This window comes from Bradyrhizobium sp. 160 (assembly GCF_023073735.1).
Lineage (GTDB): Bacteria > Pseudomonadota > Alphaproteobacteria > Rhizobiales > Xanthobacteraceae > Bradyrhizobium.
The window spans coordinates 121921-137521 of record NZ_JADPKD010000055.1 but is presented as its reverse complement, the minus strand read 5'-3'; the positions used below and the strand labels follow the sequence as shown (position 1 = coordinate 137521).

The window sequence follows — 15601 nt, the reverse complement described above, 5'->3', positions numbered from 1 at the left end:
AACCAAAGGCGGCTAGTAACATGGGTTTGAGTTCGGCCCTCGCCAGTGCGATGAGCGGTCTGCGTGCCAACCAGGCCGCGCTCTCGATCGTCTCCTCGAACGTCGCAAATTCGCAGACGCCGGGTTACGTCGTCCAGACGCCGAACCAGATCGAGGTAACCACCGGCGACTTCGGCTCGACGGCGATGACCACCGGTGTCAGCCGCGAGCTCGACAGCTACGTGCTGAACCAGCTACGGACCGAGACCGGCGGCAGCGGCTACGCCGACCAGATGGCCAACATCCTGAAGCAGCTTCAGAATGTCTATGGCACGCCCGGCAATTCCGGCACGCTCGAAACTGCGCTGAACAATTTCACCACGGCGCTGCAGGCGCTGTCGACAAGCTCGGGCGCGTCGTCGGCGCAGACCGTGGCCCTCGGCGCGGCCCAGGCGCTGGCACAGCAGCTCAACGTCACGACCAAAGGCATCCAGTCGCTGCGCTCCAACGTCGAGCAGGATCTCGGCACTTCGGCGCAAGCCGCCAACGCGGCGATGCGGCAGATCGCCGATATCAACACCAGGCTCCAGGGCCTGTCGGCCAACGATCCCTCGGCGGCGACGCTGATGGACCAGCGCGACCAGGCCATCAACACGCTGTCGAAATATGTCGACGTCCGCGTCACCACCGACGGCTCGAACCAGGCCAACATCTACACCACGACCGGGATTCAGCTCGTCGGCGCCGGGCTCGCCTCGGAATTCTCCTTTGCGTCCGCCGGCGCGCTGTCGGCGACCTCGCTCTACAACATCGATCCGGCCAAGTCTGGCGTCGGCGCGTTCAACATCAAGCTGCCGAACGGCTCGCAGCTCGACGTCGTCGCCAACAACGTGGTGTCTTCCGGCCAGATCGCGGCTGACCTGAAGCTGCGCGACCAGACGCTGGTGCAGGCGCAGAACCAGATCGACCAGCTCGCCGCCACGATGTCGAGCGCGCTGTCCGACAAAACCACGGCCGGCAGCACGGTCTCCGGTCCGCCGGCCGGATTCGATCTCGACCTCGCCGGTGCGGTGCCGGGCAACACCGTCAACATCGCCTACACGGACACGACCACCAACACGCAGCGCCAGATTACGCTGGTCAACGTGACTGATCCGGCCGCGTTGCCGCTGCAGAACGCGACGAATGCCAATCCGATGCGGATCGGCATCAACTTCGCCGGCGGCATGGGCGCGATCGCCTCTGCGCTCAACACCGCGCTATCAGCCACGCATCTGTCGTTCGCCGCCGCCCCGTCGCCGGCGACGGCCACGACGCTGCGGCTAGCCGACGACAACACCGGCCTTGCCAAGGTCAATTCGGCCTCGACCACCAAGACGATCTCGTCGCTGACCTCGGGCAACCCGCAACTGCCGCTGTTCACCGACGGCGGCCAGGCGCTCTACACCGGCGCGATCACCGCGTCGGGTTCGCAGATGACCGGCCTTGCCGGGCGCATCGCCGTGAACACGCAGCTGGTTTCCGATCCGACCCGGCTGTCGGTCTACAACACCTCGCCGGTGACGCCCGCGGGCGATACCACGCGTTCGGACTATCTCTACTCCCAGCTCACCAATGCGGTGTTCTCCTATTCGCCGCAGAGCGGGCTCGGCTCGGCGAACCAGCCCTTCACCGGCAGCGTTTCGAATTACCTCCAGCAGTTCCTGAGCGTGCAGGCCAATGCCGCGACCCAGGCGACCCAGCTCCAGCAGGGCCAGAGCGTCGTGGTCTCGACGCTCCAGGCCAAATTCAACTCGACCTCCAGCGTCAACCTGGACTCGGAGATGTCGAACCTGATCCAGCTTCAGAATGCCTATGCCGCCAACGCCCACGTCATGTCGGTGGTGCAGAGCATGATGAACACGTTGCTCCAGGCTCAAGGCTAACAAGTAACAGGGCTCTGAAACATGTCGATCAGCAGCATCAACTACTCGTCGTCGGTTCTGGGCTCGCAGATCCGCAACATCAATCAGCAGCTCACCGACCTGTCGACGCAGCTTTCGACCGGCAAGCTGTCGCAGAACTATTCCGGCATGGGCACCAACGAGGGTTTTGCGATCGCCGGGCGCGCGCAGCTCTCCAACATCGCCGCCTATACCGACACGATCACCAACGTCAATGTCAGCATCAACCTCGCCAATACCGCCCTGCAGTCGCTGACGAAGATCCGCAGCACGGTGCAGACGGGCTCGGCCTCTACCGCGCAGGATCTCAACGTCAACGGCCAGACGGTCGCGCAGAACACCGCGGCCGCCCAGTTCGGCTCAATGGTCGGCGTTCTCAACACGCAGACCGGCAGCCGCTATCTGTTCTCCGGAACGGCCGTCAACACCCAATCGGTCGCCGATGCCGGCGACATCATCAACGGCACCACGACGCAGGCGGGGTTCAAGACCGTCATGGCGGAGCGCCAAGCCGCCGACCTCGGCGCCAACGGCATGGGCCGTCTGGTGCAGACGCAGCCGACGCCGAGTTCGGTGCAAGTCGCGGAAGACGCCGCCGGGTCACCGTTCGGGCTCAAGATCAAGTCGGTCTCCTCGACGTTGACCGGTGCGACCGTCACCGGCCCGAGCGGCTCGCCGGTGTCGTTCTCGGTCGATCTCAACGGCGTCAACCCGAACAACGGCGACAAGCTGAGCGTCCAGTTCACCCTGCCGGACGGCACGACCGAGCAGATCGACCTGACCGCCTCGACGGCGACGCCGACCCCGCTCGGCAACTTCGCGATCGATGCAAGCGTCCCCGTCAATCCGAACAACACGGCCGCGAACCTCAACACGGCGCTGAACACCGCGATCACCAAGCTCGCCAACACCTCGCTGGTGGCGGCATCCGCGGTCGTCGCCGGCGACAACTTCTTCAACAGCGCGAGCTCTGCAATCGGCGCGCCCGTCAATAACCAGGCGACGCCGCCGGCCCCTGTCTCCGGCGCGACGGCACTGTCCGGCGCGAGCCCCTCGGACTCGATCTCGCCGGGCTTCGTCGCCGGCGACACCATCACCGTCAACGGCACCACGCTGACCTTTGTCGCTTCCGGCGCGACCGGCAACCAGCTCAACTCCACCGATAGCATCCAGACCCTCTTGAGCAGGATCGACCAGATCACGGGGACGTCGAAGCCCTCGACCGTCCATGGCGGCTCGATCACGATCAACACCGACGATGCGGCGAGCCTCAGCATCACGAGCTCGAATACGGGCGCGCTGAGTTCGCTCGGTTTCAATTCGACGCCCGTGACCGCCACGCAACCGCCGCTGCGCGTCGGCTCGTCGCCGGCGAGTTCGGCGACCACGCTGGTGAACGGCTCGGCCAATACAGTGAAATGGTACTTGGGCAACGACGGGCCGGGCTCGCCGCGCTCAACCGCGATGGCGCGGGTCGACGATGCCGTGACGGTGCAATATGGCGCCCAGGCGAATGAGGATGCGATCCGCCGGCAATTGCAGGCGATCGCGGTGTTCGGGACCTTCTCGACCTCGCCAACCGGCCAATATTCGGGCGGGCAGGTTTCCGCGCTGAGCCTGCGGGTGACGCAGGCGCTGACCCAGCAGCCCGGGCAGCAGCGCATCGAGGACATCCAGACTGACATCGCGATGGCCCAGAACACGATGAAGGATGCGTCCACGCGCCAGACCCAGGCCAAGGCGCAGCTCCAGACCATCATCGACCAGGCGGAATCAGCCTCGCCGGACCAGGTCGCGAGCGAGATCCTGGCGCTGCAGAATGCGCTCCAGGCGTCCTACCAGGTGACCTCGAACCTGGCGCAGCTCTCGCTCGTCAAGTTCCTGTAAGGACGCGTTAAGACGCCGTTAACCATGCCTCTTTACCTCTTGGTGAGGATTGGAGCGGGGGCGGAGCTGGGGATGTCAGACAAGATGCAACTGGTGGTGGCCACGCCATGCTTCGGCGGGCAGGTGTCGAGCATCTATGCGAGCTCGATCTTCGCGCTCCAGCGCGCCGTCCACGGCATGTCCAATCTCGAGCTCAAGGTGCATTTGCGCGACGGCGACGCGCTGATCACGCGCGCGCGGGCCAATCTGGTCGCACTGTTCCTGGATGATCCCAAGGCGACGCATTTCCTTTTCATCGATGCCGACATCGGCTTCAAGCCGGAGCAGGTGTTCCGGCTGATCGAATGCGGCGCCGACCTCGTGGCCGGCTGCTATCCGATCAAGCGGGTCAACTGGGACAAGGCGAAGCGCGCAATTGAGGTCGGCCGCGCTGACGTGCCGCCGGCTGCGCTCGATTACGTGCTGGAGATCGAGGATCCCGAGTGCATCGTGGTCGTCAACGGCTTCACCCGCGTGCGCTATGCCGGCACCGGCTTCCTGATGATCCGGCGCCACGTGCTGGAAGCGATGTGCCGCCACCCCGACTACGCCAACTTGCAATTCTTCCGCGAGCATTCGCACGATACGCTGGCGGCGAGCCTGAACCGGTTCGCGCTGTTCGAATGCATGATCGATCCAGCGACCGGAACGTATCTGTCCGAGGACTTCGCCTTCTGCAAGCGCTGGACCGACATCGGCGGCGAGATCTGGGCCGACATCCAGAGTTCGCTCGATCACGTTGGACCGTCGGTGTTCCACGGCGATATCGCCTCGCAATTCGCGCCGGCGCCCACAGCGGCGGCGGCCCATGCGGCGTGAGCCTTTCGGGATGAGCGCCGGCGCGTACGCCGACCGTATCGGCTTTGCGCAGCTGACGCGCCAGGCTTTCGAAGGTGTCGATTTGCAGCCGTTGCGCGACCAGCTCGTGGTCCGGATCAGAGAGGGGACGGCGCAGGCGGGCGAAGGCCTGGATCTGTCGCTGATCGTCCAGCTTCTTGGCGACAAGGAGGCAGGGCTTGCGATCCAGTCGGAGGTGCTGACCTTCCATCAGTTGTTTCGTACGCCCAGCGCTGCCCCGAAGCCGGGCTTGCGCGTGCTCGCGCTTGCAGCCGACATCGACATGGGCGGCAACACGCCGATCGACTTCCTGCTCGAAGGGTCCGACATCGAGCTGTTGACGCTCTATGTGGTCAAGGGCGTCGGTCTGCCGGAGAACTTGCCCGAGCACGACGTCGCCATCGTGGTTGCATCCGATTCCGAGGAATGCCGGGACGCGCTCGCGCTGATCGAGAAGGCCGCGCCACATTGGCCGCGGCCGCTGCTCAATCGCCCCGATCTCATCGGCAACCTCGATCGCGACAAGCTGTACCGGCTGCTGACGGGTGTGCCCGGCCTCGACATTCCCGCGACCGTCCACGCCACGCGCGCGCAATTGTCGGAGCTCGCGCTGGGGCGGATCGCCTGCAATTCCATCGCGGAAGAATTGCACTTTCCGATGATCGCGCGACCGTGCGGCTCGCATGCCGGCGTCGGGCTCGCCAAGCTCGCTGATGCGGCGGCGCTATCGGCCTATCTCGGCGAACGGCAGGAGGAGGACTTCTTCGTCGCACGCTTCGTTGACTATGTCAGCCCCGACGGGCTCTATCGCAAATATCGCCTCGCCATGATCGACGGCAAGCCTTACGCTTGCCACATGGCGATCGCCGATCGCTGGGACATCTGGTATCTCAACGCCTACATGGCATTCAGCGAGGAGAAGCGGGCCGAGGAGGCCATCTTCATGCTCGACTTCGACCACACCTTCGCGGTGCGCCACAGGAGCGCGCTCGAGGAGATGAGCAGACGCGTCGGGCTCGACTATTTCATCGTCGATTGCGCCGAGAACCAGGACCGTGAGCTCCTGGTCTTCGAAGCCGACAACACCGCCGTCGTGCACAACATGGATTCGCCGGTCGTGTTTCCCTACAAGCCGCCGCAGATGCGCAAGATATTTGCGGCGTTCACGGCGATGCTGTCGCGGCATGCATGCGCGGGCAAGGAGAGCGCAGCATGAACGAGATCATCCGCAACACGCCCGGCTCGGTCACCCACACATCACTCGATCCGCAGGACTGGAGCGAGTTTCGCGCGCTGGCCCATCGCATGCTGGACGAGGCGATCGACGGCGTCGCCAACATTCGGGCGCGTCCGGTCTGGCAGCCGATCCCCGACGAGGTCCGCGCGGCATTCAAGGCCGACGTGCCGCGCCAGGCGAGCGGCCTCCCCGATGTCTATCGCGATTTTGCCGAGCATGTCGCGCCCTATGCGACCGGCAACGTCCATCCGGGCTTCATGGGCTGGGTCCATGGTGGTGGCACGGCGGTCGGCATGCTCGCGGAGATGCTCGCAGCCGGCCTCAATGCCAATCTTGGCGGACGCGACCACATGCCGATCGAGGTTGAGCGCCAGATCGTCGCGTGGATGCGCCGCCTGTTGGCGTTTCCGGACGACGCGAGCGGCATCTTCGTCACGGGCACGTCGATGGCCAATCTGATGGCGGTGCTAGTGGCACGTACGAACGCGCTCGGCGCGCTCGCGCGCCAGCATGGTATCGGCAATGACGGCGCGCTGCTCACGGCCTATACGTCGCACGCCGCACATGGCTGCATCCCGCGGGCGATGGACATTGCCGGGCTCGGTACGGACGCGCTACGCAAGATCGGTGTCGATGCCGATCATCGCATCGATGTTGCCGCGCTGCGCGCGCAGATCGCTGTTGATCGCGAAGTCGGATTCAAGCCGTTCCTGGTGGTCGCATCGGCCGGCACGGTCGATGTCGGCGCGATCGACGATCTCAAGGCCGTCGCGGAGCTGTGCCGCGAGGAGGGGATCTGGTTTCACGTTGACGGTGCTTTCGGAGCGCTCGCGATCATGTCACCCGAGCTCGCACCGCTGCTTGGCGGCATCGAGCTCGCGGATTCCATTGCGCTCGACTTCCACAAATGGGGACAAGTGCCTTATGACGCCGGCTTCCTGCTGGTGCGCGACGGCGAGCAGCATCGGCAGGCGTTTGCGCAGCCCGCGGCCTATCTGCGCCGGGAGGCGAGGGGACTTGCGGCGGGTGCGGTCTGGCCCTGCGATCTCGGACCTGATCTGTCGCGCGGCTTCCGTGCGCTGAAGACCTGGTTCACTCTGAAGACGTTCGGCACCGATCGGCTCGGTGCGGTGATCGCGCGAAGCTGCGCGCTCGCAAAATATTTGGAGGCGCGCATCCTGGCCGAGCCGCGGCTGGAATTGCTGGCGCCGGTCAATCTCAACATCGTCTGCTTCCGCTATCGCGCCGATGACGCGGTCAATCGCGAGATCGTCGCCGACATCCAGGAGTCGGGCGTCGCGGCACCGTCGAGCACGACGCTTGATGGCAGGTTTGCGATCCGTGCCGCGATCGTCAATCACCGCACCGATGAGAGGGACATCGATGCGCTGGTCGCGGCCGTGCTGGAGTTCGGCGCTCGGCGCAGTGGCGGCGTGATCGAGGTGGAGGCGCCGCCGCTCACGGCGCAGTAGCATCAGGAACCTTCAAAACAAAACGCCCCGGACCTGGTCCGGGGCGTTTTTGCTTCAGATGTTGCGAAGCGCTCAGGCGGCCGAGCTGACCTCGCCCTTGACCTCGTCCTTGGGATGGGTGGCCTCGAACTGCTCACGCAGCTTGTCTTCGTAGGCGATCAGCTTGCGGGCTTCCTTCAGTGCCCGATAGAGATCGCCGCTCATGATGTTGTTGTTGATGCCCTCGATGATCGGCCAGGCGCTCGGCACCGCGGTGACGATGTCGCGGACGAGGTTGAAATAGGTGCCGTGCTGGGTCTGCGGATCCGGCGAGATGTACATGAGCTGCACCGCCAGATAGACCAGCTTGGCGGGCGTATTTGCGGTCTCCGGCGTGAGGATGTCGCGCTCGCGCAGGATCGGCACGTTGTCGCCATCGATTAGGAGGCGGGCGCGCTGGTCGGTGTTGGTAATCACGCAGTTACCGACGATGATGCGTTCGTGCGGTCTGAGCTCGACCTTGAGGGCCATGCCTGTTCTCCATCAACGCTTTTGTAACCGAGTGGCGCGCGCGCCCACTCAATGGCGGCTGCCGGCTCTGATTGGGTCCAATCCTTGCCGAATGTGGTTAACGGGTCGTAAACACCGACCTCTGCGCGAAAAAGCCGAATGATGTCAATACTGTGCGCGATGACAAGGACGAGGTTTGAAAGTTCGCCCGAGGGCATTTTGCGCGCGACGCGGACAAACCCGAGGTTTCATTTCACGGATTGTTAGAGGCTCGGAGGCACCGTCCGCCGGTCGTTTGATCAATCTCGGTCAGACAGGACGCGTAGCTACCAGAAAGGTAACAGTATGTCCGGTATCGTTCTCTCCTCCTCGGTTCGTCAGAACCTGCTCTCCCTCCAGTCCACCGCCGACCTCCTCGCCACCACCCAGTCGCGTTTGTCGACCGGCAAGAAGGTGAACTCGGCGCTCGACAACCCCACCAACTTCTTCACCGCCCAGTCGCTCGACAACCGCGCCAGCGACATCAACAACCTGCTCGATGGCATCGCCAACGGCGTGCAGGTGCTGCAGGCCGCCAACACCGGCATCACCTCGCTGCAGAAGCTGCTGGACTCCGCGAAGTCGATCGCCAACCAGGCGCTGCAGACCACGGTCGGCTATTCGACCAAGTCCAACGTCTCGACCACGATCGCGGGTGCGACCTCGTCCGACCTGCGCGGCACCACGACCTACACCAGCACGACCGCGCTCTCCAACGTGCTGTTCTCCGGCGCTGCCGGCGGCGCGACCGTTGCGAGCGGAACGACGACGCTCGGCGGTGTCTCGGCTGCGCTGACCGGCTCGGCTGCAGTTGCCGGCGACGGTACGACCGCCTTCAGCGGCGCCTTGAAGCTGGCCGGTACCGCCGGTGCGACGACCATCGCTGCCAACGCGGCACCTACCGATGGCGAAACGCTGACCGTCGATGGCCACACGATCACTTTCAAGGCCGCGGACGTTCCGACCGGGACGAATATCCCGTCGGGATCCGGCACCGTCGGCAATGTCCTCACGGACGGTAACGGTAACTCGACCGTCTATCTTGGCGCTACGGCTGCGACGGGTACTGCGCAGGACCTGCTGAATGCCATCGACATTGCCAGCGGAGCTCAGACGGTCTCGATCGCCAGTGGCGCTGCTACCCTGAGCGGCGGCGGCACTGCTAACAGCATCGCCGCCGGCAAGGTTACCCTGAACACGGGTACCGGCGCTGACCTCAGCATCACCGGCCGGTCCGACCTTCTGAAGGCCCTCGGCCTGACGGGCGCGGCCGGCAGCGGCCAGGTCACCGTCACCCAGGCGCGTTCGACCGCTTCGACCACGCTCGGGACCCTGATCCAGGACGGATCGACGCTGAACGTGGACGGTAAGACGATCACGTTCTCGAACGCGAAGACGCCCACCACCGTCGCAACGGGTTCCACCCAGGTCGGCAATTTGGTCACGGATGGAAACGGCAACTCGACCGTTTACCTTCAGGCCGGCAACGTCAACGACATTCTGAATGCCATCGATCTCGCGACCGGTGTGCAGACCGTCAAGACGGCGGGTGCTTCCGGTGCTCTGCAGACGACCGCAGGCGCCAAGAACTCGTCGATCGTGGCCGGTGCGCTCAACCTCTCGACCGGTGCGAACGCGGACCTGTCGATCACCGGCACCAAGAATGCGCTGTCCGCGCTCGGGCTGACTGGCTCCACCGGCACGGGCACCGCCTTCACGGCGAGCCGGTCCGCGGCGTCGGGTGGCATCTCGGGCAAGACCTTGACCTTCTCCTCCTTCAATGGCGGCACGGCGGTCAACGTCACGTTCGGTGATGGTACCGGCGGCACGGTCAAGACGCTCGATCAGCTCAACACGCAGCTTCAGGCCAACAACCTGACGGCCACGATCGATGCCAACGGCCTGCTCACTGTGTCTGCGACCAACGACTATGCGTCCTCGACGATCGGATCTGCCGCCGCTGGTGGCACGATCGGCGGCACGATCACTTCGACTCTGACTTGGTCGAACGCGACCGCGCCGGTTGCTGATGCTGTTGCCCAGGCCACCCGTACCAACCTGGTGTCCCAGTACAACAACATCATGACTCAGATCGACACGACGTCGCTGGACGCGTCGTTCAACGGTGTCAACCTGCTCAACGGCGATCAGCTCAAGCTGGTGTTCGACGAGACCGGCAAGTCCAACCTCAGCATCACCGGCGTGACCTTCAACTCGAAGGGTCTGGGTCTGGCTGGTCTGGTGCAGGGCACCGACTTCATCGACAACGCCGCGACCAACAAGGTGCTGACCAAGCTGAACACGGCGTCGAGCACGCTGCGTTCGGAAGCCTCGACGCTCGGTTCGAACCTCTCGGTCGTGCAGGTGCGTCAGGATTTCAACAAGAACCTGATCAACGTGCTCCAGACCGGTTCGTCCAACCTGACGCTGGCCGATACCAACGAGGAGGCGGCCAACAGCCAGGCGCTGTCGACCCGCCAGTCGATCGCGGTCTCGGCGCTGTCGCTCGCCAACCAGTCGCAGCAGAGCGTGCTCCAGCTGCTTCGCTAATAGCGGCTGACATCGCAATCAAGTCATGGCGGCGGGGCTTCGGCTCCGCCGCTTTCTTTGTTGGCGTTCGGCTTCGAAACACAGCGCTCTGTAACCGTCGGTTATGGTTAATGGAGCGTAAGCGCAGAGAATCGCCAACGATTTCAGTCTGATTGCCCGACCGCGTGGCGCCGCTCGCCAGTTTATGGTGAACCGACGCTTATGTGGGCAAGGCTCGTTTCACCCTTTGTTAGCCATGACCGCGCAGGCTGTGCCCGTCACTCGATCCGAAGCGATCGAACGAAGACGCGTAAACCAGAAGGGTAAGAGTTATGTCCGGTATTGTTCTCTCTGCGTCGGTTCGTCAGAACCTGCTCTCCCTCCAGTCCACCGCCGACCTCCTCGCCACCACCCAGTCGCGTTTGTCGACCGGCAAGAAGGTGAACTCGGCGCTCGACAACCCCACCAACTTCTTCACCGCCCAGTCGCTCGACAACCGCGCCAGCGACATCAACAACCTGCTCGATGGCATCGCCAACGGCGTGCAGGTGCTGCAGGCCGCCAACACCGGCATCACCTCGCTGCAGAAGCTGCTGGACTCCGCGAAGTCGATCGCCAACCAGGCGCTGCAGACCACGGTCGGCTATTCGACCAAGTCCAACGTCTCGACCACGATCGCGGGTGCGACCTCGTCCGACCTGCGCGGCACCACGACCTACACCAGCACGACCGCGCTCTCCAACGTGCTGTTCTCCGGCGCTGCCGGCGGCGCGACCGTTGCGAGCGGAACGACGACGCTCGGCGGTGTCTCGGCTGCGCTGACCGGCTCGGCTGCAGTTGCCGGCGACGGTACGACCGCCTTCAGCGGCGCCTTGAAGCTGGCCGGTACCGCCGGTGCGACGACCATCGCTGCCAACGCGGCACCTACCGATGGCGAAACGCTGACCGTCGATGGCCACACGATCACTTTCAAGGCCGCGGACGTTCCGACCGGGACGAATATCCCGTCGGGATCCGGCACCGTCGGCAATGTCCTCACGGACGGTAACGGTAACTCGACCGTCTATCTTGGCGCTACGGCTGCGACGGGTACTGCGCAGGACCTGCTGAATGCCATCGACATTGCCAGCGGAGCTCAGACGGTCTCGATCGCCAGTGGCGCTGCTACCCTGAGCGGCGGCGGCACTGCTAACAGCATCGCCGCCGGCAAGGTTACCCTGAACACGGGTACCGGCGCTGACCTCAGCATCACCGGCCGGTCCGACCTTCTGAAGGCCCTCGGCCTGACGGGCGCGGCCGGCAGCGGCCAGGTCACCGTCACCCAGGCGCGTTCGACCGCTTCGACCACGCTCGGGACCCTGATCCAGGACGGATCGACGCTGAACGTGGACGGTAAGACGATCACGTTCTCGAACGCGAAGACGCCCACCACCGTCGCAACGGGTTCCACCCAGGTCGGCAATTTGGTCACGGATGGAAACGGCAACTCGACCGTTTACCTTCAGGCCGGCAACGTCAACGACATTCTGAATGCCATCGATCTCGCGACCGGTGTGCAGACCGTCAAGACGGCGGGTGCTTCCGGTGCTCTGCAGACGACCGCAGGCGCCAAGAACTCGTCGATCGTGGCCGGTGCGCTCAACCTCTCGACCGGTGCGAACGCGGACCTGTCGATCACAGGTTCGGGCAACGCATTGTCCGCGCTCGGCCTGACTGGCTCCACCGGCACCGGCACTGCCTTCGCGGCGAGCCGCGCCGCGGCGTCGGGTGGCATCTCGGGCAAGACCTTGACCTTCTCCTCCTTCAATGGCGGCACGGCGGTCAACGTCACGTTCGGTGATGGTACCGGCGGCACGGTCAAGACGCTCGATCAGCTCAACACGCAGCTTCAGGCCAACAACCTGACGGCCACGATCGATGCCAACGGCTTGCTCACTGTGTCTGCGACCAACGACTATGCGTCCTCGACGATCGGATCCGTCATCGCGGGCGGTGCGATCGGCGGCACGATCACGACAGCCTTGACTTGGACGAACGCGACGACCCCGATCGTCGACGCAGTTGCCCAGGCCACCCGCTCGAACCTGGTTGCCCAGTACAACAACATCATGTCGCAGATCGACACGACGTCGGTGGACTCCTCCTTCAACGGCGTGAACCTCTTGAACGGCGATCAACTCAAGCTGGTGTTCGACGAGACCGGTAAATCGAGCCTGAACATCACCGGCGTGACCTTCAACTCGAAGGGTCTGGGTTTGGCTGGCCTGGTGCAGGGTGTCGATTTCATCGACAACTCCGCGACCAACAGGGTCCTGGCCAAGCTGAACGCAGCCTCGAGCACGCTGCGTTCGGAAGCCTCGACGCTCGGTTCGAACCTCTCGGTCGTGCAGGTGCGTCAGGACTTCAACAAGAACCTGATCAACGTGCTCCAGACCGGCTCGTCCAACCTGACGCTGGCCGATACCAACGAGGAAGCGGCCAACAGCCAGGCGCTGTCGACCCGCCAGTCGATCGCAGTCTCGGCGCTGTCGCTCGCCAACCAGTCGCAGCAGAGCGTGCTCCAGCTGCTTCGCTAATAAGCGACTGAAATCACGGAACTAAAACCGGCGGCGGGGCTTCGGCCCCGCCGCTTTTTTCGTTCGTGCAAGGGCTCGATCGAACCCGTGCTCCGAGCCGGGAGGGGCGCTAACCCGGCATTAACCTTGTCCCTTAAACCGGCGTTAACCTTACTTTAAAGGACAGCCCCTAAAACTGGACAAAAGCCCGCTTTCCAGATCGGCGAGCCACGATTCGTATCCGGTTCAAAAGGAAGACCCGCCAATGTCCAACATCGTTCTCTCGGCGTCGGTTCGCCAGAACCTGTTGTCGCTGCAGTCGACGGCCGACCTGCTGTCCACGACGCAGCAGCGCCTTTCGACCGGGAAAAAGGTCAACACCGCGCTCGACAACCCGACCAACTTCTTTACCGCGCAGGGGTTGGACAACCGGGCGAGCGACATCAGCAATCTCCTCGACGGCATCAACAACGGTGTGCAGGTGCTGCAGGCCGCCAACACCGGCATCACCTCGCTGCAAAAGCTGATCGACAGCGCCAAGTCGATCGCCAACCAGGCGCTCCAGACCACAGTCGGCTACTCGACCAAGTCGAACATCTCGACCACGATCCCTGGCGCGACGCCGGCTGATCTGCGCGGCACCACGAGCTATACATACGCAACGGCAACCGGCAATGTGGTCACCAACGGTACCGCTGGCGGCACGACACCGGCGACCACCACGACCACGCTCGGCGGCATCTCGCAGTCGCTGGTCGGTTCGGCTGCTCCTGATGGTGCCGGCACCGCCGCCAGCCTTGCTGCGGGTCTGACGCTGCTCGGCACGCCCAGCGCGAGCACTATCGCGGCGAACGGTGCTCCGTCGGATGGTGATGTGCTCGTCGTGGACGGCAAGACCATCACATTCAGGGCCGGCGCTGCGCCCGCGGTGGCCAACGTTCCTGCCGGGTCCGGCAAGAACAACAACGTCGTCACCGACGGCAATGGCAACTCGACTGTCTATCTCGGGACAAACGCCGCTCCGGCCGCAACCGTCCAGGACGTGATGGATGCGATCGACCTTGCAAGCGGCGTGCAAAAGGCTGCCATCACGGGCGGCACCGCGACGCTGTCGAGCTCGTCCGGCGCCAACGCCTCCATCACCTCTGGTGTTCTCACGCTCACCACTGGTACCGGCGCCGACCTCAGCATCACCGGCAAGGCCGACTTCCTCAAGGCGCTCGGTCTGACAACCGCGACCGGGTCCGGCAATGTCAATGTGACCAAGGCGCGCCTGACGACTTCGGCGACGCTCGGCACTCTCGTTCAGGACGGCTCCACGCTCAATGTGGATGGCAAGACGGTCACGTTCAAGAATGCGGCCGCTCCTGCTGCCGCGCCGACAGGCTCCACCAAGATCGGCAACATCGTGACGGACAACAACGGCAACTCCGTCGTGTATCTCCAGGGCGGAAACGTTCAGGATTCGTTGAACGCGATCGATCTGGCTTCGGGGGCCGGCATCGTCAGCGGCGGCGCCGTGGTTGCGGCGAGCGGTTCGTCGCTGTCCTCGGTCGTGAATGGCGCTCTCAAGCTCAGCACCGGCACCACGGCGGATCTGTCGATCACTGGAACCGGCAACGCGCTGTCCTCGTTCGGTCTGACCGGTCCCACGGGCACCGGCACGGCCTTCACCGCGGGACGCGCGCCGGGAGTAGGCAGCATCTCGGGCAAGACCCTGACGTTTACCTCCTTCAACGGCGGCACGGCGGTCAACGTCACCTTCGGCGACGGCACCAACGGCACCGTCAAGACACTCGATCAGCTGAACTCGCAGCTTCAGGCGAATCACCTCACGGCGACAATCGACGCCAACGGCGTGCTCACGATCACCACCGTGAACGAATACGCGTCTTCGACGCTCGGCTCGGTGACGGCCGGCGGCGTCGTCGGTGGTACGATCACCGGTACGGTTGCCTTTACGACGGCCCAGCCGCCGATCCAGGATCCGGTCGCGCAGACGGCGCGCTCGAACCTCGTCAACCAGTTCAACAACATCCTGGCCCAGATCGACACGACGTCGCAGGACGCCTCCTTCAACGGCGTCAACCTGCTCAACGGCGACACGCTGAAGCTGATCTTCAATGAGACCGGCAGCTCGACGCTCGGCATCAATGGCGTCGTGTTCAACGCGGCGGGCCTCGGCCTGTCCAATCTCGTCAACGGCGTCGATTTCATCGACAACGGCGCCACCAACAGGGTGCTCGCGAGCCTCAATGCGGCCTCGAGCACGCTACGCTCGGAAGGCTCTGCTCTCGGCTCGAACCTCTCGATCGTGCAGGTGCGTCAGGACTTCTCCAAAAACCTGATCAACGTGCTCCAGACCGGCTCGTCGAACCTGACGCTCGCCGATACCAACGAGGAAGCGGCCAACAGCCAGGCGCTGTCGACCCGGCAGTCGATCGCAGTCTCCGCGCTATCGCTGGCCAACCAGTCGCAGCAGAGCGTGCTCCAGCTGCTCCGCTAATTCACGGTGCAAGATCGCCATTCAAGATTTCACGGCGGGGCTCACGCTCCGCCTTTTTTATGGAGATCGCTAAGGCAGGATTAGCCGAG

General features: G+C 64.1%; 9 protein-coding genes. 8 read left to right on the top strand and 1 reads right to left on the bottom strand.

Features of this window, described 5'->3' with window-relative positions; translation table 11 throughout:
• The first annotated feature begins 20 nt into the window (after positions 1-20).
• The 5 genes from flgK (at position 21) to IVA98_RS22410 (ending at position 7394) form a co-directional block, all read left to right on the top strand.
• On the top strand, positions 21-1904 hold the full coding sequence (gene flgK / locus IVA98_RS22430) for a flagellar hook-associated protein FlgK (RefSeq protein ID WP_247355526.1): 1884 nt from the start codon (positions 21-23) through the stop codon (positions 1902-1904).
• A gap of 21 nt (positions 1905-1925) precedes the next feature.
• Positions 1926-3809, top strand: coding sequence for a flagellar protein (locus IVA98_RS22425; RefSeq protein ID WP_247355525.1), 1884 nt, complete (start codon positions 1926-1928; stop codon positions 3807-3809).
• 72 nt (positions 3810-3881) lie between these two features.
• Complete coding sequence (locus IVA98_RS22420) at positions 3882-4667, top strand: hypothetical protein (protein WP_247355524.1); 786 nt, start codon at positions 3882-3884, stop codon at positions 4665-4667.
• Positions 4668-4677: 10 nt separating this feature from the next.
• Positions 4678-5901, top strand: coding sequence for an ATP-grasp domain-containing protein (locus tag IVA98_RS22415; protein WP_247355523.1), 1224 nt, complete (start codon positions 4678-4680; stop codon positions 5899-5901).
• Positions 5898-7394, top strand: coding sequence for a pyridoxal phosphate-dependent decarboxylase family protein (locus tag IVA98_RS22410; RefSeq protein ID WP_247355522.1), 1497 nt, complete (start codon positions 5898-5900; stop codon positions 7392-7394). Before IVA98_RS22415 ends, IVA98_RS22410 begins: the two co-directional genes overlap by 4 nt.
• 72 nt (positions 7395-7466) lie before the next feature.
• Here IVA98_RS22410 and flbT read toward each other — a convergent pair whose 3' ends face one another.
• Positions 7467-7904, bottom strand: a complete 438-nt coding sequence (flbT, locus tag IVA98_RS22405) for a flagellar biosynthesis repressor FlbT (RefSeq protein ID WP_247300117.1) — start codon at positions 7902-7904, stop codon at positions 7467-7469.
• Between the two features lie 324 nt (positions 7905-8228).
• On the opposite strand from flbT, the gene IVA98_RS22400 reads away from it, so the two are divergent.
• The 3 genes from IVA98_RS22400 (at position 8229) to IVA98_RS22390 (ending at position 15512) form a co-directional block, all read left to right on the top strand.
• Positions 8229-10472, top strand: coding sequence for a DUF1522 domain-containing protein (locus IVA98_RS22400; protein WP_247300115.1), 2244 nt, complete (start codon positions 8229-8231; stop codon positions 10470-10472).
• A gap of 311 nt (positions 10473-10783) precedes the next feature.
• Positions 10784-13027 (top strand): DUF1522 domain-containing protein, encoded by a 2244-nt coding sequence (locus IVA98_RS22395; protein WP_247334420.1) that lies wholly within the window; start codon positions 10784-10786, stop codon positions 13025-13027.
• 244 nt (positions 13028-13271) lie between these two features.
• Positions 13272-15512, top strand: coding sequence for a DUF1522 domain-containing protein (locus IVA98_RS22390; protein WP_247300111.1), 2241 nt, complete (start codon positions 13272-13274; stop codon positions 15510-15512).
• Positions 15513-15601: the final 89 nt, after the last annotated feature.